At 67.7% G+C, this 20,541-nt stretch carries 25 protein-coding genes and 1 pseudogene; all 26 read right to left on the bottom strand.

The genetic code is table 11. The features are described 5' to 3' along the window. Positions 1-8: 8 nt before the first annotated feature. Complete coding sequence (gene ccmE / locus FQ775_RS02370) at positions 9-443, bottom strand: cytochrome c maturation protein CcmE (protein ID WP_146299778.1); 435 nt, start codon at positions 441-443, stop codon at positions 9-11. 1 nt (position 444) lies between these two features. Next, on the bottom strand, positions 445-1,572 hold the full coding sequence (ccmI, locus tag FQ775_RS02365) for a c-type cytochrome biogenesis protein CcmI (RefSeq protein ID WP_146299777.1): 1,128 nt from the start codon (positions 1,570-1,572) through the stop codon (positions 445-447). A gap of 116 nt (positions 1,573-1,688) precedes the next feature. Next, positions 1,689-2,096, bottom strand: coding sequence for an RT0821/Lpp0805 family surface protein (locus FQ775_RS02360; protein WP_146299776.1), 408 nt, complete (start codon positions 2,094-2,096; stop codon positions 1,689-1,691). A 106-nt stretch (positions 2,097-2,202) separates the two neighbouring features. Further along, positions 2,203-3,573 carry an ATP-binding protein gene (locus tag FQ775_RS02355; RefSeq protein WP_146299775.1) on the bottom strand — a complete coding sequence of 457 codons (1,371 nt, stop codon included), beginning with the start codon at positions 3,571-3,573 and terminating at the stop codon, positions 2,203-2,205. A gap of 40 nt (positions 3,574-3,613) precedes the next feature. Continuing rightward, a complete protein-coding gene (locus FQ775_RS02350) occupies positions 3,614-4,279 on the bottom strand; it encodes a response regulator transcription factor (RefSeq protein WP_146299774.1) in 666 nt (221 codons plus the stop codon). Between the two features lie 90 nt (positions 4,280-4,369). Beyond that, positions 4,370-4,675 (bottom strand): hypothetical protein, encoded by a 306-nt coding sequence (locus FQ775_RS23855; RefSeq protein WP_146299773.1) that lies wholly within the window; start codon positions 4,673-4,675, stop codon positions 4,370-4,372. A gap of 107 nt (positions 4,676-4,782) precedes the next feature. Then, entirely contained in the window at positions 4,783-4,989 is a 207-nt protein-coding gene (locus tag FQ775_RS02340) for a hypothetical protein (RefSeq protein ID WP_146299772.1), read from the bottom strand. 33 nt (positions 4,990-5,022) lie between these two features. Further along, positions 5,023-8,925, bottom strand: a complete 3,903-nt coding sequence (locus FQ775_RS02335; RefSeq protein ID WP_146299771.1) for a baseplate multidomain protein megatron — start codon at positions 8,923-8,925, stop codon at positions 5,023-5,025. Positions 8,926-8,937: 12 nt separating this feature from the next. Continuing rightward, on the bottom strand, positions 8,938-9,390 hold the full coding sequence (locus FQ775_RS02330) for an NlpC/P60 family protein (RefSeq protein ID WP_146299770.1): 453 nt from the start codon (positions 9,388-9,390) through the stop codon (positions 8,938-8,940). After that, positions 9,387-10,277, bottom strand: a complete 891-nt coding sequence (locus tag FQ775_RS02325) for a DUF2163 domain-containing protein (RefSeq protein WP_146299769.1) — start codon at positions 10,275-10,277, stop codon at positions 9,387-9,389. Before FQ775_RS02325 ends, FQ775_RS02330 begins: the two co-directional genes overlap by 4 nt. Then, complete coding sequence (locus tag FQ775_RS02320; protein WP_146299768.1) at positions 10,274-10,924, bottom strand: DUF2460 domain-containing protein; 651 nt, start codon at positions 10,922-10,924, stop codon at positions 10,274-10,276. The genes FQ775_RS02325 and FQ775_RS02320 overlap by 4 nt, the downstream gene beginning before the upstream one ends. Before the next feature lie 12 nt (positions 10,925-10,936). Further along, entirely contained in the window at positions 10,937-11,515 is a 579-nt protein-coding gene (locus FQ775_RS02315) for a phage tail tape measure protein (protein ID WP_146299767.1), read from the bottom strand. Next, positions 11,515-11,724: a rcc01693 family protein gene (locus FQ775_RS02310; protein WP_146299766.1), complete on the bottom strand. Its 210-nt coding sequence runs from the start codon at positions 11,722-11,724 to the stop codon at positions 11,515-11,517. Before FQ775_RS02310 ends, FQ775_RS02315 begins: the two co-directional genes overlap by 1 nt. Continuing rightward, entirely contained in the window at positions 11,714-12,061 is a 348-nt protein-coding gene (locus FQ775_RS02305) for a gene transfer agent family protein (protein WP_206064821.1), read from the bottom strand. Before FQ775_RS02305 ends, FQ775_RS02310 begins: the two co-directional genes overlap by 11 nt. After that, positions 12,058-12,471: a phage major tail protein, TP901-1 family gene (locus FQ775_RS02300; protein WP_146299765.1), complete on the bottom strand. Its 414-nt coding sequence runs from the start codon at positions 12,469-12,471 to the stop codon at positions 12,058-12,060. The genes FQ775_RS02305 and FQ775_RS02300 overlap by 4 nt, the downstream gene beginning before the upstream one ends. A 43-nt stretch (positions 12,472-12,514) precedes the next feature. Further along, entirely contained in the window at positions 12,515-12,928 is a 414-nt protein-coding gene (locus FQ775_RS02295) for a DUF3168 domain-containing protein (RefSeq protein WP_146299764.1), read from the bottom strand. Further along, on the bottom strand, positions 12,909-13,097 hold the full coding sequence (locus FQ775_RS02290; protein WP_146299763.1) for a hypothetical protein: 189 nt from the start codon (positions 13,095-13,097) through the stop codon (positions 12,909-12,911). The genes FQ775_RS02295 and FQ775_RS02290 overlap by 20 nt, the downstream gene beginning before the upstream one ends. Continuing rightward, positions 13,094-13,429: a phage head closure protein gene (locus FQ775_RS02285; RefSeq protein WP_246730248.1), complete on the bottom strand. Its 336-nt coding sequence runs from the start codon at positions 13,427-13,429 to the stop codon at positions 13,094-13,096. Before FQ775_RS02285 ends, FQ775_RS02290 begins: the two co-directional genes overlap by 4 nt. After that, positions 13,426-13,998 carry a head-tail connector protein gene (locus FQ775_RS02280; protein ID WP_146299762.1) on the bottom strand — a complete coding sequence of 191 codons (573 nt, stop codon included), beginning with the start codon at positions 13,996-13,998 and terminating at the stop codon, positions 13,426-13,428. The genes FQ775_RS02285 and FQ775_RS02280 overlap by 4 nt, the downstream gene beginning before the upstream one ends. A 125-nt stretch (positions 13,999-14,123) precedes the next feature. Beyond that, the gene (locus tag FQ775_RS02275) at positions 14,124-15,377 is read right to left on the bottom strand and encodes a phage major capsid protein (protein WP_146299761.1); all 1,254 of its coding nucleotides are present in this window, start codon (positions 15,375-15,377) and stop codon (positions 14,124-14,126) included. Beyond that, entirely contained in the window at positions 15,374-15,955 is a 582-nt protein-coding gene (locus FQ775_RS02270) for an HK97 family phage prohead protease (protein WP_246730338.1), read from the bottom strand. The genes FQ775_RS02275 and FQ775_RS02270 overlap by 4 nt, the downstream gene beginning before the upstream one ends. 7 nt (positions 15,956-15,962) lie before the next feature. Continuing rightward, entirely contained in the window at positions 15,963-16,295 is a 333-nt protein-coding gene (locus FQ775_RS02265) for a DUF6107 family protein (protein ID WP_146299759.1), read from the bottom strand. Positions 16,296-16,459: 164 nt separating this feature from the next. Then, the gene (locus tag FQ775_RS02260; protein WP_146299758.1) at positions 16,460-16,834 is read right to left on the bottom strand and encodes a hypothetical protein; all 375 of its coding nucleotides are present in this window, start codon (positions 16,832-16,834) and stop codon (positions 16,460-16,462) included. A gap of 648 nt (positions 16,835-17,482) precedes the next feature. Continuing rightward, positions 17,483-18,649, bottom strand: a pseudogene (locus tag FQ775_RS02255) (phage portal protein); the annotation flags it as partial. A gap of 12 nt (positions 18,650-18,661) precedes the next feature. Beyond that, the gene (locus FQ775_RS02250) at positions 18,662-19,984 is read right to left on the bottom strand and encodes a DNA-packaging protein (RefSeq protein ID WP_146299756.1); all 1,323 of its coding nucleotides are present in this window, start codon (positions 19,982-19,984) and stop codon (positions 18,662-18,664) included. After that, entirely contained in the window at positions 19,887-20,363 is a 477-nt protein-coding gene (locus FQ775_RS02245) for a hypothetical protein (RefSeq protein ID WP_146299755.1), read from the bottom strand. Before FQ775_RS02245 ends, FQ775_RS02250 begins: the two co-directional genes overlap by 98 nt. Positions 20,364-20,541 lie beyond the last annotated feature (178 nt).

The raw sequence follows: 20,541 nt of genomic DNA, 5'->3' as shown, positions 1-20,541 counted from the left end.
TGCCTTACCTAGTTCTGCTGCCAGACACCCTGTTCCTTCAGGCTGTCGGCGACCTCCTTGGGCATGTAGTTCTCGTCATGCTTGGCCAGCACGCTGTCCGCGACGAAGGTGCCCGCGCCGTCGAACGTGCCCTCGGTGACCACGCCCTGCCCTTCCCGGAACAGGTCCGGCAAAAGCCCGACATAGGTGACCGGGACCCGCCCCCCGCCATCGGCAACGGCGAAGGTCACCCGGCTGCCTTCGCCACGCACGACGGAGCCTTCCTCGACCAGCCCGCCGAGCCTGACGCGCTGGCCGGGCGGCACGGCGGTCGCCACGAGGTCGGCGGGCATGTAGAAATAGGACGTCTTCTGCCCGAGCGCATAGAAGGTCAGCGCCGTCGCCGCGCCCAGGAAACCGAGCGCGCCCGCGATGATCGACAGTCTTTTCTGCTTGCGCGTCATCCTATTCGATCTCGCCGAGATTGAGCGTTGCCGCAAAGCTGCGCAGATCACCGGCCTCCGCGCTGTCCGGCCCGAGTGCCGTGACCGCACGGGCGAGCGCGTCGCGCGCTTCCTCCGCTCGGCCGAGCACACTGTAGGAACGGATAAGCCTCCGCCACCCGTCCGGATCGGCGGGGTTTTCGCGCAAGCGCTGGTCGAGCCCGGCCACCATCGTCTCGATCATCGCCGAGCGGTCGTCGGCATCCATCTCGGCGGCCGCGTCCATCTCGGCCTGGCTTGGCCCTTTCGCCGTTCGCAGCTGCTTTTCGCCGTCGGCACGCGCCAGCGCCTCCGCAACGACGCCGAGCCAGGGAGAATCGCCTGGCAGTTCAGCCCGCAGCGCCTTCAGCGCCGCGGTCGCCTCATCCATGCGACCCTCCTGTGCCATGGCGGTGGCCAGATAGAATCGCGCCTTGGGGTTGGGCCCGTCGCCGAGGTCGATCGCGCGGCGGAACGCTTCCACGGCCTCGCGCGTGACGATGCCGCCGGCGCCGACGTAGATTGCCTCGCCGAGCCCGGTTTCGCGCGCCGCACTCGGGCCGAGCAGGCGGATCGCGTTGCGATAGGCCGTCTGTGCCTCCGTGCCGCGGTTGAGCCGCAGATAGATCGGCGCCAGCACGTCCCAGCCGCGGCCATCGGCCGGATTGGCGCGCAAATGCGCTTCGGCGCGCGCCACCAGTTCCTCCACGCTGGCCTGCGCCGGGTCCTTGGCCAGGCGCGCGGCCAGCGGCTGACCGGGCAGGTCGGGCGAGCCGATGACGGAATAAAGCCCCCAGCTCAGAAGCGGAATGGCGAGAACGGCGACGGTGGCGACAAGCCTGGCGACAACCGTCCCGGTGCCGCGCGCACGCGCGGCCTCATCTTCCGCGCGGATGAGACGTCGGCCGATCTCGGCACGCGCTTCCTCTGCCTCGCGCTCGCCGATCAGCCCACGTTCGGCGTCACGCGCAATCTCGGCCATCTGGTCACGATAGACTTCGCGGTCATGGGCGGCGGCGCTCGCGGCCTCGCGCTTACGGCCGGCGAGCGGCAGGATGACAGCAAGGCATGCCGCAGCCGTCAAGAACGCGAGGATCACCCAGAAGATCATGGCCCAATCACATAACGTTGCGGCCGTTCAATGCCAATCAAACCGTCGTGCGGCCTTTTCGCCGCGCCAGCGTGGTTCGCGCCCTTCTACACAGCTCCGCCGGTGCTCTCGTTGCGCTAGGTCAAAGGCGTCCAGCTGCCGTCGGGGTTGCGGCAAGCAGTGCCGCGCGCCTCGCGCGCGCCGCCCGCACCGGTGATGCGGTGGGTGTATTGCCGGCAATCCTGCGATCCGACCCGATAAGGCTGCGCGGCGACGACCTCGCCTGACCAGCGTCCGCTTTCGCCCTGCCATTTCACCGCCTCGCCGCCCGGTGTGCGCTCCAGCGCGGCATATTCCGCCTCGAGCGCCATGCGGCGGTCACGGTCGCCAAGACCCTGGCCCAGTTCGCGCCCGACAAGACCGCCATCCATCGCCTCGGCGATGGATGCGGTCGTCTGCAGCCCAGGGGTCGTGCGGTTGAACGACGACGTCGTACACCCGGCAAGGAACGCAAGGGCGAGCGCCAGCGGGAGTGTGGTTTTCATACGGGCCGGCCTGCGTCCTTGTCCTGGCGGTCTGGCGAAACCTGATTCCGCGTAGACATCTGTTTTGACCGAAATTTGACGCGGCGGCAACGTGCGGCGATTGCCCTCACCCCGCAGCCTGCAGCCTGACCCGCGCCTTCAGGCCGCCGAGCTCCGAGCGCTCGAGCGCGATCTCGCCGCCATATTCGCGGACAAGGTCTGAAACGATGGCAAGGCCCAGCCCCGTCCCCGGCTTGGTCTCATCCAGGCGCTTGCCGCGCTTGATCGCCTCTCGTGCCTTGTCCTCGGGAATGCCGGGGCCGTCATCCTCGATCCGGATCTCTATCCAGCCGGCGCCGCCGTCCTCGCGCGGCGACAACGAGACCCGCACTGTGCCGGACGACCATTTGACCGCGTTTTCGAGCAGGTTGCCGACAATCTCTTCCAGATCCTCACGCTCGCCGGCGAAGACAAGTTCCTCGCCCGGAGCGGCATAGCCGATGTCGAGGTCCGGATGGAGTTTCTTGAAGACCCGTACGATCCGCTCAAGAAGCTCGCGCGTAGGCGTGCGAAAGACGACGCTGTCGCGCTGGGCGGCGATCCGCGCCCGCTGCAGATAGTGCTCGACCTGCTGCTGCATGGACGAGGCCTGCTCGGTGATGAGGCGGCCCTTGTCGCCGCCGAGCGCGCGGCCCTCATTGAGAAGCACGGCGACCGGCGTCTTCAGCGAATGGGCGAGGTTACCGACCTGGGTCCGTGCGCGTTCCACGATGCGGCGGTTGTTCTCGATCAGCGCATTGGTCTCGCTGGCGAGCGGCGCGATTTCGGAAGGGAAGCGTCCGTCGAGCTTCTTGGCGGTGCCTTCCCGGACCTGTGAAAGCGCGTTGCGCACCTGGTCGAGCGGCCGCAGGCCGAGCAGGATCGCGGCGGCGTTGATGGCGATCATGCCGGCGCCGAACAGGGCCAGATAGGTGTAGAGCTGGCGCTCGAACAGGCTGATCTGCTGCTCGAGTTCGCTGCGGTTTCCCATGACGCGGAAACGGGCGATGCGGTTTTCCGCATCGAGAATGAAGTCGTTCTCCAGAACGTCGATGCGTTCACCGGTGGGCGCCACGGTCTGGTAGCGGCGCTGGAACTCGCTGTCGAAGGGCACGTCACTTACCGGGGGTGCCGGAATCGCCTGTGTCATCGATGGCGAGCGGAAGCCGCCTTCGAGGCCCGGCGAGACCGGCTCGACAGCCCAGTACCAGCCCGAGCCGGGCTGGACGAATTTCAGATCGTAGAGTTCGGGTGCACCCTGCAGACTGCCGTCATCCGCAACGCTGACGGCCGTGACGATGCTGTAGAGATGCGCAGTCAGCAGGCTCCGGAAGCCGCGCTCCTCGGCGTCGCGATAAAGGGCGGAGATGAGGGTGGCGATCACCACCAGCGCAACGATCGCCCATAGGGTCGAATAGGTCACGACCCGGAAGGACAGCGAGCCCGGGCCGAAGGTCATCCGCCGTCCCTGGCGCGCTCCCGCGGCGCAGGTTTCGGCCTCATTCGGCCGGCTCGCGCATCCGGTAGCCCATGCCGCGCACGGTCTCGATCAGATCGATGCCGATTTTCTTGCGCAGGCGGCCGACAAACACCTCGACGGTGTTGGAATCGCGGTCGAAATCCTGGTCGTAGAGATGTTCGACGAGCTCCGTCCGTGACACCACCTCGCCCATATGGTGCATGAGATAGGCGAGCAGCCTGAACTCGTGCGATGTCAGCTTGATCGGCTTGCCCTCGACATCGACTTTCGACGACTTCGTGTCGAGGCGCAGCGGTCCGCAGACGATTTCAGCCGAGGCATGGCCGGCGGCGCGGCGGATCAGCGCGCGCACCCGCGCCAGCACCTCCTCCATATGGAAAGGCTTGGCGACGTAGTCGTCCGCGCCGGCGTCGATGCCGGCCACCTTGTCGCTCCAGCGGTCGCGGGCCGTGAGCATGAGCACCGGCAGCTTCTTGCCGTCACGGCGCCACTGCTCGATGACGGAAAGCCCGTCCATCTCCGGCAGGCCGATATCGAGGATCACGGCGTCGTAGGGTTCGGTGTCGCCGAGGAAATGCCCCTCCTCGCCGTCGAAGGCGCAGTCCACGACATAACCTGCTTCGGTGAGCGCGTCGGCGATCTGGCGGTTGAGATCCTTGTCGTCCTCGACAACGAGTATGCGCATGATGTCCCCGGCGTCGAACCTGGCCTGTAGATGCCCGCTGCGCCTGTTTAACCCTGTTCGCAGGCAAGGAAAACGAAATTTCTCCGCGCGTTACCCCGCGTTGACCGTCGTCTGCACGCGGCGCGGCGGCTTTCCGTCGCGGCTCGGCACCGTATAGGTGATGACGCAGACCGTCTGGCCGCCCTGCTGGACGGCGTCGGCCCGGCGCAACTGCCCTCCGGCGCTCGCCGCGACTTGCTGGCCGATCGCGTTGCAATTGGCCGCAACGGTGTGAATATAGCTCGGAATGCTGGGCGCGGCCGCCAAAAGCGTGCCGGCATGGCCGTGCACAGTGGCAGCGCCCAGCAAAACAGCCAGGCTCGCGACAATCCGCAAATGGGCGAGAAACGTCTTCATGCCGACGCTTCTAGCCGAAAGCGGCTGAACGCGGAATGAACGACGCGACATTGGCCATCACTGCTCCCCCCAGAGCCAACTGGCCTTTGCGGCCTTGCGGCACAAGGTTAGCCGATTTTTGTCGTCGCCGACAATCGTCCCATCACAGCGAGGATCCCGGAAATCGCGGTGATCGCCTGCAAAATGGTGTCAACAAGCACCGCGTCATCGATGCCGCCGAGCGGGATGCCGATGAGGCTGGCCGACGCCGTCGCTACGGTGACGACCGAGGCCCAGATGGTGCGGGACAGATACCAGGGTTTCGATGCGTTCATTTTTTCTTCCTTTCTGCTGATCTTGAGAGGTTTTCAGGCGATCTCGGTGCGCAAGACGGCGGCGAGGCCGGCGGTGCCGGTCGGCGATTTCTTCTGGCGAACGAGGATGTCGACGGTGGCCGGCAGCTCCGCGAAGTCGCTTGCGACATCGGCGGCGGTGTAGGTCCATCGTGGTGCGGTAACATCGACGCTGCGGATCAGCGTGCCGGCGAGGTCGCGAACCTCGACGACATAAGCCTCCGCCTCTTCGCCAAGCGGGATCTCGGCACTCTCCCAACTGTCGGCCGCCAGCCGTCCTCGCCTTGTCCAGGAGATGTCGACATCGCCGGAGGAAAGGTGCTGCGCACGCAGATGAACGGGCGACAGCGGCAGCGCTGCCCTGACGCCGCCTGCCACTGTCAGAGTAGCGAACTGACCACCTCCCAAGGCGCCGCCCGACGGACCCACGCGCCAGTTGAGAACCAACCCGGCCTCGTGCGCCCGTAGGCCGGCGGCCTGAACCGCCTCGTCAAGCAGGACGAACGGCGCTCCTGCCGGCGCGCCGCTAATGGTGGCGTCCTGGGTGCCGAGTTGGCCGCGCAGCAATTCGGAAAGCGCCCACTCGTTCGCGCTCGTCTCGACCGCGTCGCGGAACTGCAGCACCTCCCAAACGCCGGAAGCGGATCGCACCGCCGCGACATTGGCGCCATTGAGTAAGGACAGTTGCGAAACGCTCGCCAATTCGCCGCCGAAGAGCCGCACCCGCACGATGTTGGCGCGATCGGGACGGCCGAGCGGGCCAGCCGCGAGCGCCGCGGTCAGTTCACCGGCGACGGCCGGCCTTGAAAGCCGCCCGCGTTCCTCGAAGCCGGTCTCCTCGGCCGACGCGTAGACGATCATCGAACGCCAGGGCCGGGCCCAGACAGCAATGCGAAGATGGGCATGAGGCTTGTCGACGCTGCCGACGGTCGGCAGGTCAAGCAGATGCACCAGCGGCTTCGGTGTCGGCTCGGGCAGCCGCGCCGCCGTGTCCGCCCTGCCCGGCAGTTCGGGCGTGGCCGGACGGCGCTCGATGCGGCGGGCGGTGATGCGCCGGATGACACCCTCGTCGATTTCGGTCACCACATATTCGCCACTCGGCACCGGCGGCGGCAGGGCGATCAAGCTACCCGGCGCAACGCTGCGATCACTCGCCGGCAGCATAAACTCGATCGTCTCGCGCGCCCGCCATCTCCGCCGATGCCAGTCGGCGACAAGCGCCGTTGCCGCGCCTTCCTCCAGATAGCCCGAAAAGCGCAACGTCTCCTGTCGCGACGCCACGCCGGGTCGAGCGGAGCGTGCCGTCGCCGGCCGGTAGTCGCGGAACGGGTCGCGATAGGCGAGCAGCGTCTCACCGGGCAATTCGTGCGCCGGTTCGCGCATGACCGTCCTGACCGGCTCGGTGTCGCCCGCGACCAGCTCCGGCGGCTCGGCCGCTGCGCCATGAACCTCACCTATGCTGCGAAACACCAGCCCGTCGGCCGTCTCGAATCCCGAAAGCCCGAAGATCTCCGCCAGTTCGTCGAGATTTGCGCGCGGCGCCACCGGCTCAGTAGCCACATAACCGACCAGCGACCCCGACGCGCCCAAGACATTCGCGGCCGGGAGGCCGTGGTCGGCGAGCACGGCGTTGACGAGATCGCCGACGGTCGGATTGGCGAGCCGGCCGTTCAGCCAGTGGCCGAGCGGCCAGTTGCCTGCGTCGCCCCAGACGTCCCTGGCCAGCGGAAACGCTGGAAACGGCCGCGTGTCCCAGGCCCAGAGATAACACCGCTCGGCGTCGACCATGCGGCCGCCATAGACCGGCGAGATCGGGTTCGCTGTGGGTTCGAACGAAGCCGACTCCTCGTCCCAATGATCGAGATGGGCGCGCAGGAACCGGTGCTGGGCAAGGTCTGACCGACCCCCGCTCGAAAAGTGCGGCAGCGCACTTTCCGACGATTTGGGATCGACGAAGACATTGGGCTGGTTCGGCCCCTTGTCGCAGGCCGGGCAACCCAGCTCGGTGAACCAGATCGGCTTCGACTGCGGCACCCAGGCGGTCGGAGCGGGGTCCTCTACCCCGCCCGGCCGGTCGAAATGCTGGTTCGCCCACCAGGACTGGATGTCCTTGTAGCGATAGACCCATGGCTTGCCGTGAGTACCGTCGGTGATCGCCAACCGCGCGCGGTCCCGACGGTCTTCCTCGGTCGGGTAACACCAGTCGAAACCTTCGCCGCCGGTGATGCCGGCGCGCAGCGCGGCTGCGTCGTACGGCCCGGCGGCGCCATCCGGGTTGGAGCCGTCGGTATCGGCGTCGCGCCAGTCGGCAAGCGGCATGTAATTGTCGATGCCGACGGCATCGATTGCCGGATGCGCCCACAGCAGGTCGAGGTGGAAATAGACGTCGCCGCTTCCGTCGGCCGGCCGGTAGCCGAAATATTCGCTCCAGTCGGCGCCGTAGGAGAGCTTGGTACCCGGCCCCAGCATGCCGCGCACCTCGCCGGCAAGCTCGGCCAGCATTTCGACGACCGGGAAGGCGTCGTTGTCGTCACGGATCGTCGTCAGCCCGCGCAGTTCCGAACCGATCAGGAAGGCGTCGACACCGCCAGCCGCCTCGGCGAGGGCCGCGTAGTGGAGCACGAAGCGCCGGTAGCCCCAATCCTCCGGGTCGCCGGAAAAAACGACATTGCCGCCGCCCCAGGAAAACTCTTCCGGTTGCGCGGCACCGGCAAAGGCTTGCGCCTGTTCGCGCGCCGCCGCGGTCTTGTCGGCGCTGCCGGGCTGGCCCGCAGCGGGATGGCAGGTGATGCGTCCGCGCCAGGGATAGGCCGCCTGCGCGGTACCGCCGTAAGGATCGGGAAGCCCGTTGCCGGCAGCGATGTCCATCATGATGAAGGGGTAGAGCGTGACCTCGAGCCCCCTCGCCTTCAATTCCGCGATCGCCTGGAGGACGCTCTGGTCCGACGGGCTGCCGCCATAGGCGGAACGGCCGTCATCCTGGGTGACGACGTCGGCATCCTGCGGCCCGAAGCCTGCGACCTGCCAGGGTTCGGACGCGGACTCGATCGCCGGATCGGTCACCGCAGGTCGGATGCGGCACTCACCGGCACGCAGATCGTTGCCGAACCAGGTGACGACCAGTGCGACATGGGTCAGATTGGGGCAGATCGCCTGGAGTTCGTCGATCGAGGCCGTCAGGTCGGTTTCGCCGAACAAGCTGTGCCGGTTGACGAGGCTCGCCGTGCCAACCTGCTCGCTCGACGTCACCTCGCCCGGCGCATAACCGAACTCTGTAGAACCGGGGATGAGCGCGACGGCCCGCACCTGCCGGTGCAGTTCGCCGACCGGCCGGATGACCTCGAACTGCAACTGCGGCAGCCGGTTGCCATAATCTTCTAGCGCCAGCCGCTCGAACACGACATAGGCGATGCCGCGATAGGCCGGCGCGTTGCCGGCGCCCTGCTTGGCCTCGATCAGCGGATCGGGCTGCTGATCGGCTTCCCCCCGGTAGACACGCAGGGTGATGTTGGAAAGGTCGAGCTCGCGCCCGTCGGCCCATACCCTGCGGACATGCGCGATCTCGCCCTCGCACAGCGCGAAGGCGGCGTTGGCGTGATAGTGGTAGCTGTTGACCTTCGGCCCGCCCTTGGCGCCCTGCCGTTCGGAGGTTCGCGTCTCCTCGAACCGCGTCGCCCAGATCAGCGTCCCGCTCATCCGCGCGGTGCCGTAAAGGCGCGGCACCGGCGCGCCGTCCTCGGCCGAAAACGGCGGCGCCGTCTTCAGCCGCGGCCCCTCGAGCGTGCGGGTCGAGCCGATCAGCCATTGGTCGATTGTATAGCCGGCCAACGCGCCTGCGGCGGTGCCTATGGTGACCCCGGTCGCGCCGAGAAACCCGCCCAGATAGGCGCCGGCGGCCTGCAGCAATAAGGTTGCCACGTGCTTGTGATCTCAGTCCTTGAGTGGAAACGCGAATGCACCGGCGATGCGCCGGCGCCATTGCGGGACCAGCGGCGAAGCCAGCACCGAATGGCCCTGATAGGCGTGCACGAAGCGGTCCGCCGACAGCAGGATACCGGCATGCTTGGCCGGCAGGCCACGCTTCCAGCGAAACAGGATCAGGTCGCCGACCTCCATTTGCTGCTGCGGCCGTTCGACAAAATGGCGGCGCGCCGCCTCGAGCATCGCGTCACGTCCGCCAGCCTCTGCCCAGTCGGGGCTGTAGGTGCCGGGCGGCTCAGGCTCGTCGCCATAGATCGCGCGCCAGACGCCGCGCACCAGGCCGAGGCAATCGCAGCCGACGCCCTTGCGCGAGCCCTGATGGCGATAGGGCGTGCCGATCCAGCCAAGCGCCTCCGCCACCACGGCATCGGCGACGCTGACGGCTTCGGGGCGCGCGTTCACGGAACCAGCGGGCTCCCGTCGAAGACCTGCTGCTCGTTCGCGTAGCCATAGGCTTCGTCGTCGCCGGGGAGATGCGGAAAACCCCGGAAATTGAGATGGTTGGCGAACTTGGCCTTGCAGGTCGCGAAAGCCTTGTCGCAGCCGGCGACGACACGCACGGCAACACCGGCCTGCGGCAGCGGCGCCGTGCCGCGCCAGATCACCAGTTCGTCCGCGCCGTTGTCGCGCCGATGGGCGATGATGCGGTAGTCGGTCCCCGCCTGCGGTCCGTCGAGGCAGGTCAGCACCCCGTGCGAAAACCAGCCGTCGGCAAAGCCCGCGAGTCCGGAAACACTCACCGCATCGCTTCGCAGAACGTCGATCACCGCACCGGTGCCGACCAGGGTCGGATGTCCGATATCCACCTGGCAGCGCGCATCGCCCAGTTCGGCATCGCAGGCGCGGCGGAACCAGCGCCCGCCCGGCTGATTGATGTGAAGCTTGGTGCTTTCCAGTTCGGCCCGGAAGCGTCCGTCCTCGAGCGTGATGCGGCCGATCACCGCCTGGCGCAGCAAGGCGCGCTGTTCGGTGTCACGCCAGTTGACGAGCCAGGTCTCGACATTCGCGCCATCATATTTGCCGGCCGCGAGGTCATCGGCGTCGAGCGTGTCGGAAGACAGGGCGCCCTCGACATCCACGGTGTCGGCCGCCAGACCGAGCGTCTCGCGCGCCTCGGAGACAGAAAAGCCGCTCTGCGGGCGGAATTCGGTGCCATCGAAGGCGACCACGCCGTCATGGTCGCTGTATCCCGTGACGACCCCGTCCTCGCGGGTCACGCGCCAGCAATGGCAGACACTGGTGGTCTCGCCGCCAAGATGGGCCAGCAATTCGGGCGGAAAGGTGCTCATGGCAATATCTCCACGAGCGGAATCGACGGAATCTGCCCGGCCTTGAAGCTGGCGAGACTGATTTCCAGTGCCTCGGCGTTGAAGCGCACCGGCACGTCGTATTCGAAACCGGCGGTCACCGCCTCACCTTCGGCTGGCGTCGCCGCCATTTCGAAAGTCACCACGCCAGTCGCGGGATCGACGGTGAAGTCGGCGCCCTCGGCCATCTCGCCGCCATTGACCGCGACACGAACCGAACCTTCGACCGGCTTGGCGATCAGTCGAACATAGGCGTCCGGCCCCTCACCATAGGACTTTGCGAGCTGGAAGACCCGGTTTGCGCCGTCGCCGGTGCCGATGAGTTGATCGGTTGGCGAGACGTCGAGGTCCGGCCGGCAGGACTTCATGTCGAATGGATCCCTGAACCGGAAGCCGTGCAGTGTTCCGCGCCGCGCCTCGAAAAAAGCCATCACCTCGTAAAGGTCCTCGAGCGACCGGATGCCGGTGCCGGCGTCATAGGCGCGGCGCGAATGCGCAAAGCGTGCATTGCGTTTCTCCCGCCCCGAAGTGAGCGTGATGACCTCGTTGCGGCGCACCGGACCGCCGGTCGCGCCGAACGAGATCGCAGTCGGGAAGCGGACCTCGTGAAAAGCCTGCCATTCAGCCATCTAGGACCCTCGTCAGTTGCGCCGGGCGCCGCGTGCGGCGGCGCGGGCGATCATGCCAGTGATCTGCGCCTCGGACTTGCGGAACGAGGCGGCATCCGGCGTCTGCACGTTGAAGACGATGCTGACCGGCGCGGCATTGCCGGCGGCTGCGACGCCAAGCCGCCCGTCCGGGCCTCGTGACAGCGGCAGGATCGCCTCCGTGCCCGCCTCGCCCATCAGGCCGAACCCGCCCTGCATCGGAAAATAGGTCGGCTGCGACACGATCCCGCCATCGGCAAAGCGCGTCGGTTTGCCGGGTATGCCACCCTTGGCATGCGGAATGGCGTCGATCAGCACCTGGAAGAACTTCTCGTAGCCGGTGCTGAAAAGCTCCTGCAGCGGCGCCAGCGCCTTGCCCAGCGCCATCTCGGCCAGGCTGAGCCCGACGCGCCGCAGGACGTCTTCCAGTTCGCGGCCGCCCGCGGCGGCACCTTTCAGCGCGCCGGCGAGTCGCGCGCCGAAGCTGTCGGAGAGGTCGCGAAGCTCCTCAAGCGCCTTGGTGACCTGGGTGCCGTCGAACGTAATGGTGTAGTCGGTGCTGTCGTCGGGCATCACTTGTCCTTCCTGTGATCTGGAAAGCGCCGCATCAGCCCGTCGAGCCGGTCGCGATCCATCGGTCGCGCGCCCCTTGTCGCACCAAGCACACTGGCCAGCTCACGCGGCGTCATCGCCCAGAACGCCTCGGGCGCAAGGCGCAGGCCGCCAAGGCCGAGCGCCATCAGCCGGTCCCACGGGATGCGTTTGCGTGTCTTAGCCGCCATCGATACCGCTCCCGGTGGCCTCGTTGCCGCCAAAGGTGGCCTTCAACAGCCGCGCGACGATGTCGGTAAAACCAGCCGCGCCGCCGTCGACCGTCATCGTCAGAACGTCCGCGTCGCTGACATCGGCCCCGCCGCCACGCAAACCAGCGCCGACGATGCGGGCGATGTCGCGCGCGGCGAGCTTGCCCGAGGCGATGCGCGAAAGCAGCGTTCCCAGGTCCTCCGCCCCATAGGCCGCTTCCAGTTCCGCCAACGCGCCGAGCGTCAGGCACAGCCGGTAGCGCTTCTCTGAAAGCTCTGCGGCGATCTCGCCGCGCTTCGGGTTGATGACCATCATGCGGCCGCGAACGAGATGGCGCCGGCCGATTCCAGCGCCAGTTCGAAGGTCACCTCGCCGTCGTGGTTGCCGCTATATTCAAGCGCGATGATCTGGAACGGGCCGTCGACCGCGCCGAAATCCGGGATCACGATCTGCCACGGCGAGATCGCGCCGGCAAAGAAGCGCGTGCGTATCTCCTCGTCCGACTGTGCATCCTTGAAGATGCCGGAACCGCTCGCCGCGGCGCGCTGGATGCCGCTGCCGGCCAGCAACTCGCGCCAGCGGCCGCTCGATTCGGAATCGGTGATGTCGACGCTCTCGCTGTTGAAGGCGAGCCGCTTGGCTTTGAGGCCAGCCACGGTGACGAAGCTGCCTAGCCCGTCCGTGTCCAGTTTCAACAACAGGTCTTTTCCCTTCTGCGCGGTCATGCGCGGGCTCCTTCGGTTCGCGGATCGGGATTCAGTTGGTGGATCAGGCCGGTCGCTCGACCAGGGCGCGGAAGCGCATCGAGCCGCGATAAAGCGCCAGGTCGTCGTCGCGCCGCACCTCGGCGAATTCCAGCCGCATCAGCACGAGTTGCCCCTCCGCCATTGCCAGCGGCTGGTCGTCGAGGCAGGCTCTCACCAGTTCCATGATTTCGAGCGCCTCAGCCTTGCCGCGCGCCTTCGACCAGACATGCAGCGTGAAAAGCTGCTCGCTGCCGCCTTCGCTTGACGTGCTCCAGTCGAATAGGCTGGTGCGCCCGAAGCTGACATAGGGAAACGGCAATTCCCCCGGCGTATGGTGGTCGTGGATGCGCGGACCGCCGAGCTTGGCGACCAGCGCCCCGTCGGCTGTCAGCGCCGTGAAAACGGCCTTCTGCAGTTCAAGCGCGGTCGCGGCCATCGCGGCCTCCGATCTGTTCGCGGGGACGCCCGGCGGCCGTCACGCTCCGAGGACGCCGCCCCGAACGCGACAAGCGCCGATCCTCCTCGCGCTCGTTAGCGAGGTCGTGCGCGATCCTCTTCAGTGTTGCGGCCAACCCGTTGAATGTCAGTTCGACTGCCAGCTTCATCGCCCCTCCTCCTCCACGATGCAGACGAGGTAGCGGCCGGTCTCGTCCGGATCGTGCAGTGCCGTGACCAGAAAAACCCTTGCCCCCTTGCGGAAGCGCATGCCGCTAGCGATGTCGGCTCGAAAGCGGATGATGATGCGGTGCGTCACCTTCTCCAGCCGCTGGCCGGCGCCGGCGCGGCCCGACGCGCCCACCGGCACGATGGCGGCAAAGACGGGACCGACTTCGACCCAGTCGCCTACCTGCCCGCCGCTGTCGTCCTGGGCCGGCGTCAGCGCTTCCAGAACCAGCGCTTCGCGCAGCGCGCCGGGATCGATCGTCAAACCGCTCACAGCAGCCTCTTTGATCGATAGCCGGCGAGGAGGCGCTGATAGCCTTCCGGCAGCGACACCGGCTGGTCTTGCGGCCCGAACGATGCCCGGAATTCATACCAGTGGGCCACCAGCAGGATCATCGCCCGTTTCAGGAGGTCGGGAACGTCGGTGCCTGCCGGCCCGAAGCCGGCGCGGAAATCGACCTCGACGCCGTTCATCGCCAATCCCGGCGGCTCAGGCGACTTCACCAGCAGCCGCGCCGGCCGCGACAGCGTGTCGAGCTGGTAGTCGGCGGGCTCGACCAACGCCGCCTCGCCGTCTTCGCCATAGACCGTCACCGACAGGATTTCGGTCACCGGATGCCGTGGCAGCGCCACCTGCCCCGATCGCGGCCAGCCGTCGAGCGCCAGCCGCCAGTCCTGCTCGATCAGCGCGAGGCCGGCATGGCTTTCCACCTCCTCGCGAGCTGCGCGGATCAGCCCGGCGATCAGATCGTCCTCGGACGTGTGGTCGATGCGCAGATGCGCCCGGCACTCGGGAACCGTGACCGGCTCGGCGAGCGGCGCGACCGTTCGAAACAGCGCCATTCGGTTTCATCCATCTAAGTTTCAGAAAAGAGGCGGCCCCGGCGGGAGGAACCGGGGCCGCCAGGCGCGGACGCGGCAAGGATGCGGCCGGGACGATCGGGACGGGAAGCCGGCCGCGGCCCGCGTCACGCCGTTCCGAATTTCAGCAGCTTGATGGCGTCGAAGTCCTGCACGCCGCCGCCGACACGCTTGGTCGTGTAGAACAGGATGTAGGGCTTGGCCGAATAGGGGTCGCGCAGGACGCGGACGCCAGTGCGGTCGACGACCAGATAACCGCGCGAGAAATCGCCGAAGGCGATCGCCGCCTCGTCGGTGGCGATGTCGGGCATGTCCTCAGCCTCGACCAGCGGGAAGCCCATCAGCATGGCGCGGCTGCCGGGCGCGGCGGGCGGCTGCCACAGATAGTTGCCGTCGGCGTCCTTCAGCTTGCGGATCGTCGCCTGGGTCTTGCGGTTCATGACCCAGCTGGCGTTCTGGCGGTAGCCGGATTTCAGCGCATAGACGGTGTCGATCAGCACGTCCGAGGCGTCGCTCGCCGGCAGCGCGCCGGCGACCCCGGTGGCGACGTAACCGAGCTTGCCCCACTCCCACGACGCCTCGGCGATGCGGTTGTAGTCGAGGAAGCCGCGCGGCTTGCTGGTGCCGTCGCCATTGACGAAGGCGGCACCCTCCTGCTCGGCGAAGGCGGTCTCGATCTCGCCGGTGATCCACTGGTCGAGGTCGACGGCGGCATCGTCGAGCAGCGAGGCGGTGGCCGCCGGCATGGCATAGATCTCCATGGTCGGATATTGCAGCTCGGCCAGCGTCGGACTCGTCGTTTCCGGACGCGCCGTGGTCTCGCCGACCCAGCCGACCGCCGGGCCGGTCAGCGCGAACGGCTTCTTCAGGACCGCCGCCGAAACCTGCCGCACCGCCGCGATCGAGCGGATCGGCGACAGCGCGGTCAGCCGCTTGCCGATCGCCGCCTCGGTCTCGTCGGGCACCAGATAGCCGCCGTCCTGGCCGGAGCCATAGGACATCGCCTTGGTGTCGAGCGCCCGCAGACTGCGCTCGTCGCCCGAGCGCACATAAGTCTCGAAAGCCTCCTTGTGTTCGCTTGGCCCTTCGAAGGCGCGGGAGGAACCCAGCGCGGGGCGCGCCTTGCGCATCAGCAGCCCGTCAAGCGCGCGGCGCTGCTCGTCGAGCGCATCGGAGATGCGGTCGACCTTCTCGCTCAGGAGCACGTCGGCGCGGCCCTTGCCCTCGATCGCCGCCAGCCGGCTGTCATTGGTCTCCTTGAACGCCTCGAAGGCGCCCATGAACTCCTCGAAGACGGCGCTCACTTCGTGGCCCGCGCCGGTGCCTGCCTTGTTTTCGGGCGCGGCGGTGTCGTTGGTCATGGTCGGCAGTCCTTTCCTTGCATCATTTGCGTTGCGGTCCGGATGGTCCGGATCAGTTCCTGCGGCGCCTGGCCCGGCGGCTCGCCACCGGAAGGCCCTTGCCCGCGACCGGCAAGCTTGATTTCCTCAACCCGGGCGCCGGGAAGCATCGGGAAGGTCACCACCGACACCTCCCAGAGATCGGCCTCGAGGATGCGGCGCACGCCGCCGCGCGCCGTCCGTGCCGCCCTTACCGTGCGAAAACCGATCGACAGCCCGTCGACGGCGCCGGCGCGCATCAGTTCCAGCACCTCGCGCGAGCGCGCCACGCCGGGCGACAGCACGCCCTCGACGCGCAGGCCGCGGGGGTCCTCCGTGACCTCCAGCCAGCGCCCGATCGGCTGGCCGGGATCATGCTGGAACAGCATGCGGATGGCGCCGGCGCCCTTGCGGGCGAGCGACGCCGCAAATGCTCCGGGCTCCACCATGTCGCGCCCCTGGTCGACGACGCCGAACAGGCTCGCATAGCCGCGGAAGCGCCCGCCCTCCGTCTCGAAGCCGAAGCCGGGCCGCACCCAGCGCGCGGCAATAGCGGGCATTGTCGCTTCAGCCGCCATGGCCATTGCCCTCCGGGCTCACGTCGCGCCGGAAGAACCGCATCAGGAGCCCGAGCGCCCACCAGGCGCAAAGGCTCGCCGCGGCCGAGCCGGCGAGCATCGTCTCCGCCGTGCCCAGCTTCGCCGCCAGCCCGAGCTCGTCGGCGATCTTGAGCCCGGCGACGCCGCCGAAGGCCAGTCCGCAGACGATGCCGACGGCAAAGCGGATCGCCGCCTCGCGGCGGTCGCGCGGCAGGATGTAGGCCAGCGAGACGGCCGAGCCGGCCACCGCGCCGATGCCCTTCGCCGCCCATTGCCAGGCGGCGTCCGGTACGTCGGTCAATTCTTTCTCCGATATTCTCAGGAACACGGCAGGTGAGGCTACGCCTCGGCGACGACCGGGTTGGGCCGGGTGCTCGTCTGCTGTTGCAAGAGGTCCTGGCTTAGCCCCAGCCGACGACCACTTTGTCGGCTGACTCGGGATGGTTGAGCCAGATTCGGACCCGCCTACCCAATTCTCAGCCAGACCACCGGTGTTCCCTGGCGGCCGGTCGTCCAGACTTCGACATGCGCCTCACGACGGTCGAGCGGCATCTCATGAATCACATCACCCGGCACGATCATCAGAACCAGCCGGCGACTGGGAATGGCCTGGTCGAAGTCTGCAAGACGCGACAGCTCTGCACCCGGGGCTTTGGTCGGGTTGATGCGGATTTCCGTCGGCCCATCCATGTCGCCCTGACAGGAAAGGACAATGCAACTTTCAGTCCGCCAGACCTTTGCAGCTCCGTCCACCGACGGTGGGTCGAACAGCTCGGAATCGACGATGTAAAGGAGCCCGTTGGGGAGTGGCAGGCGAATAGTCTTTTCGTCGATCGTCATCGCCTTCTCCGGTGGTTCGTGACCCAGGCACCTTGCCTGCCGCTGCACGCTATGCAGTGTGGAAGAATTCGCTGCGGCCTTCCAGGTGGATTAAGCGCACTCGACAACTGATGGTCGAGGAAAAAATTCCCGCTCGATGTCCCCGGATCCTTCGTCCCACATGTGTGGCAGCCATATTTGCGTCCGATGCGATTGGTCTCGCGGATTTCCTCCGCTGTCCAGTTGCGTCCGGGACCGCGTGCCGGCAGAGATTCCTTGGCGTATGGACCCGGCCCGATCCCCAAGCGCTGCAGTTCCAGCAGCCTGGCCTCGGCCTCGCGCGTCGCTGCCCGATTGGCGGCGATTTCTCCTTGCACCGTCTCGTACGCGCTCGGACGCGGTTTCCATCTCGGATCGAGTTCCCGTACACGCTGCACGGCAGCGCGCATCCGGCTGTTGCTGATTGCCAGCTGCGTCGCCTGCGCCGGTGGTACGTTCCTCCAGCGTCCCCCGACACGGCGCGGGCCGCCGCGGCCGCCAGGCGCGGCCTGGCCCAAACCGGTATCACCCGCGCGCCGCCACCCTCGTCGGACACTTTCCGCCATCGGGATTGCCCTTGGGCACACGCGGTTGATCGGGACGAAACCCGGCCTTGGTTGCGACCTCGTCCCTTGGCGGATAACCGACCGCCTCGCGCTTTTCGTCGTCGCCAAGGAAGCTTGCCGCATCGACCCGCGCCCACAGCGCCTCGCGCTCGCCGGCAAGCCCCTCGATGCGGTCGGCGTCGTACCAGAGCCGCAAGCCCCGCCCGAAGGCCGGCCCCAGGAAGGCGGACAGGTCCTTGGCGATGCGGCCCACCAGCGGCAGCACCGTCAGGCGGTAGAATGCCCGGTTGGCCTCGGCATAGTTTGCGTAGGTGTTGTCGCCCGGAATGCCGAGCAGCATCGGCGGCACGCCGAAGGCGAGCGCCACGTCGCGCGCCGCGCCGTTCTTGGCCTGCATGAAATCCATATCCTTGGGCGACAGGCCCATAGCCTTCCAGTCGAGCCCGCCCTCCAGCAGCAGCGGCCGCCCGGCGCGCGTCGGCCCGCCATAACCCTGCTCCAGCTCCGTCTTCAGCCGCTCGAACTGCTCCTCGGTCAGGTTGGCGCCGTCCCTGGGCGCATAAACCAGCGCCCCCGACGGCCTTGCCGAATTGTCGAGCAGCGCCTTGTTCCAGCGCCCGGCCGCATTGTGGGTGTCGAGCGCCATCAGCGCCGCCTGCAGCGGCGGAAAGCCGTAATGGTCGTCGAGCGGGTGGAACAGCGAAAACTGCGCCGCCCCCTCCCCCGGCCGCCCCAGCAGCACGCGCCTTTTCGAGCCGTCGTGGCGGTAGTCGAGCGCAACGGGCCAGCCGGCCTCGTCGCTGGCCACTGTCACCCGGTCGGGCCGCAGCAGGTGCAGTTCGCGCCCGCCGGTGCCGGCCTCGACCAGCTCCGCATAGGCGTTGCCGGAAAGCAGCAGGTGGCCGTAGAGCGCCTCGAAGAAGGCACCGCCGGCCTGGCGCGGGTTGGGCCGGTCGATCAGCTGCATCAGCGGGTGCTCAGCGTGTTCGGCCGCCCCCTCGTAGAGCAGCCATGGCACCGAGGCCGCCGTCTCGGCGATCAGCCGCACGCAGCGGTGCACCACCGGGTTGCGCATGAAGCCCTCGCGGGCGAGCGCGGCATAGTCGCGCCGGGTCCAGTTCGCCTCGTTCTGCATGTGCAGCGCGACGAAGCCGATCGGCCCGGTCTGCTTGTTCTCGGCAGCCGCCATCCCGCCGTCGGGGCGCGGCGCCCACGGCCAGTTCCAGTTCATCGCAAATTCCTGCTAGTTGATTTCGCGGATGCGCGGTGTCGCGCGCGGTCCCAGAAGCAGTTCGGTCAGCGCCCAAACCAGCGCGTCGAGCCGGTCGGGCGAGCGGTTGTCGGAAAGTCCCGAGGGGCCGAAATCGCACATTTCGTCCTCAAGCTCAGGAAACCGCCTGGCATGCGCCACGCGCCCCTGCTCGTAGAGCGCCGCCACCGGCTCGGCGCGCAGCCACTTGCCGCGTGTCGCCCGCACCGGTTTCACCGCCACGCTTGCGTCGACGCCGTGGATCACGGTCGACACCATGTCGCCGCCTTGGTTGACCTCGACCACGATCGCGTCGGCCGCATAGCGGTGGTACAGCGCCACGGCCTTTTGCGCCCACGCCGTCGGCCGTGCCCGGCGCAAGGTCGCGTCGGCCATCACCAGCGCGCGCCCGTCGGAGAGTTCGCCGGCCACCACGATGCCGCAGGCATCCGAGGTTCGGCGTGCGCTCGCGGGCGGGTCGACCGCCACCACGATGCGGCCCGGCGTGTCGCCCACCCGCGCCGCGGCGGCACTTTCCACCATCAGCCGCGACCACAGCGCGTCCTCGCGGTCGGCGATCAGCTCGCCGTCCAGTTCCTGACGTCCGAGCCGCGTGCCGCCATAGCGCGCCTGCATGGCGGCGATGAAGCCGTCGGCGAGGTTGGCGGCGTTGTCGATGGTCTTCATCCGCGTCACCGCCACCGCCGGGTCGTCGAGCAGCCGGCGCAGAAGCGGGATCGGCCGCGGCGTCGTTGTGATGAGCTGTTTCGGCTCGGTGCCGACGCGCAGGCCGAACTGAAGCATGTCGAAGCAGGCGTCGGCATGCTTCCATTTGCCTGTCTCGTCGCACCACGCGGCGTCGAATTGCGGCCCGCGCAGGCTTTCGGGGTCCTCGGAGGAGAAAATCTGCGCCGTCGCCCCGTTCGGCCACACCAGCCGCCGGCGCGACGGCTCGAAGTTCGGACGCGCCACCCGCGCGCTGGCGGCAATCCCCGACAGGCCCTCGATCATCACTTCGCGCACGTCGCCCAAAGTCTCGCCGATCAGCGCCAGCCGGCCATAGGCGGTCTGCGCGAAGGGCGGCAGCCCGCGTACCAGCGCATGAACCCATTCCGCGCCGAGCCTTGTCTTGCCGGAGCCGCGTCCGCCCAGCACCAGCCAGGTCGGCTTCGGCGCCGCGAACAGGGGGTATTGCGCCGCGCGGGCAAAGCGGAACCATTCATCGCGAATCTTCCAGGCCTGCCTCCGGTCGAGCGCGCTCGGCCGCGATCGCGGCCGCGAATTCCTTGGCGAGTTCGACGATCCTTGCGTTGACATGTTCGAGGATCACGGCCTTTTCGACGTCGTTGTCCTGCTGCTTTTCGGTCATGCTCGCGCGCACAAGGTCGCTCGCCTTCTCGATGGCGCGGATCGCGGACGCCACGGCGTCGATCTGGGCCTTGTCGATCGTGCCGGCCTCGGCCGCGCGCCCCAGCGCCTCGACCAGCCCGATCCAGCGCGACAGCTCCGCCTGCAGCCGCTCCAGGCTGTGCGCGGCGGCTCGGTCGACCGGCGCCCGCCAGCCTTCGCGCGCGGCACGCGCCGCAAGCAGCCGCAGGCTCCAGCCGGTGATGTCGGCGATCGCTTCCAGCGTGGCGCTGCCATCCTCATAGGCGGCGCGCGCCGCGGCGCGGCGCAGCGCCATCTGCGTGCTCATTTCGGCAAGTCTCCAGACGAAAAAGGCGGCCGGCTTGATCAGCGGGCCGCCGTGCTCGACGCACAATTTCGACGATGACGGAAAGCTATCAAAGCACCGTCACGGTGTCAAGGATTTTTTTCCTAATTATGCACTTGACGTACCAAACCTGATTCTCTACAAAGGGAATCAAGGAGTT

The organism is Nitratireductor mangrovi, from assembly GCF_007922615.2.
Classification (GTDB): Bacteria; Pseudomonadota; Alphaproteobacteria; order Rhizobiales; family Rhizobiaceae; genus Mangrovimarina; species Mangrovimarina mangrovi.
This window is presented reverse-complemented; position numbering and strand designations above follow the sequence as displayed.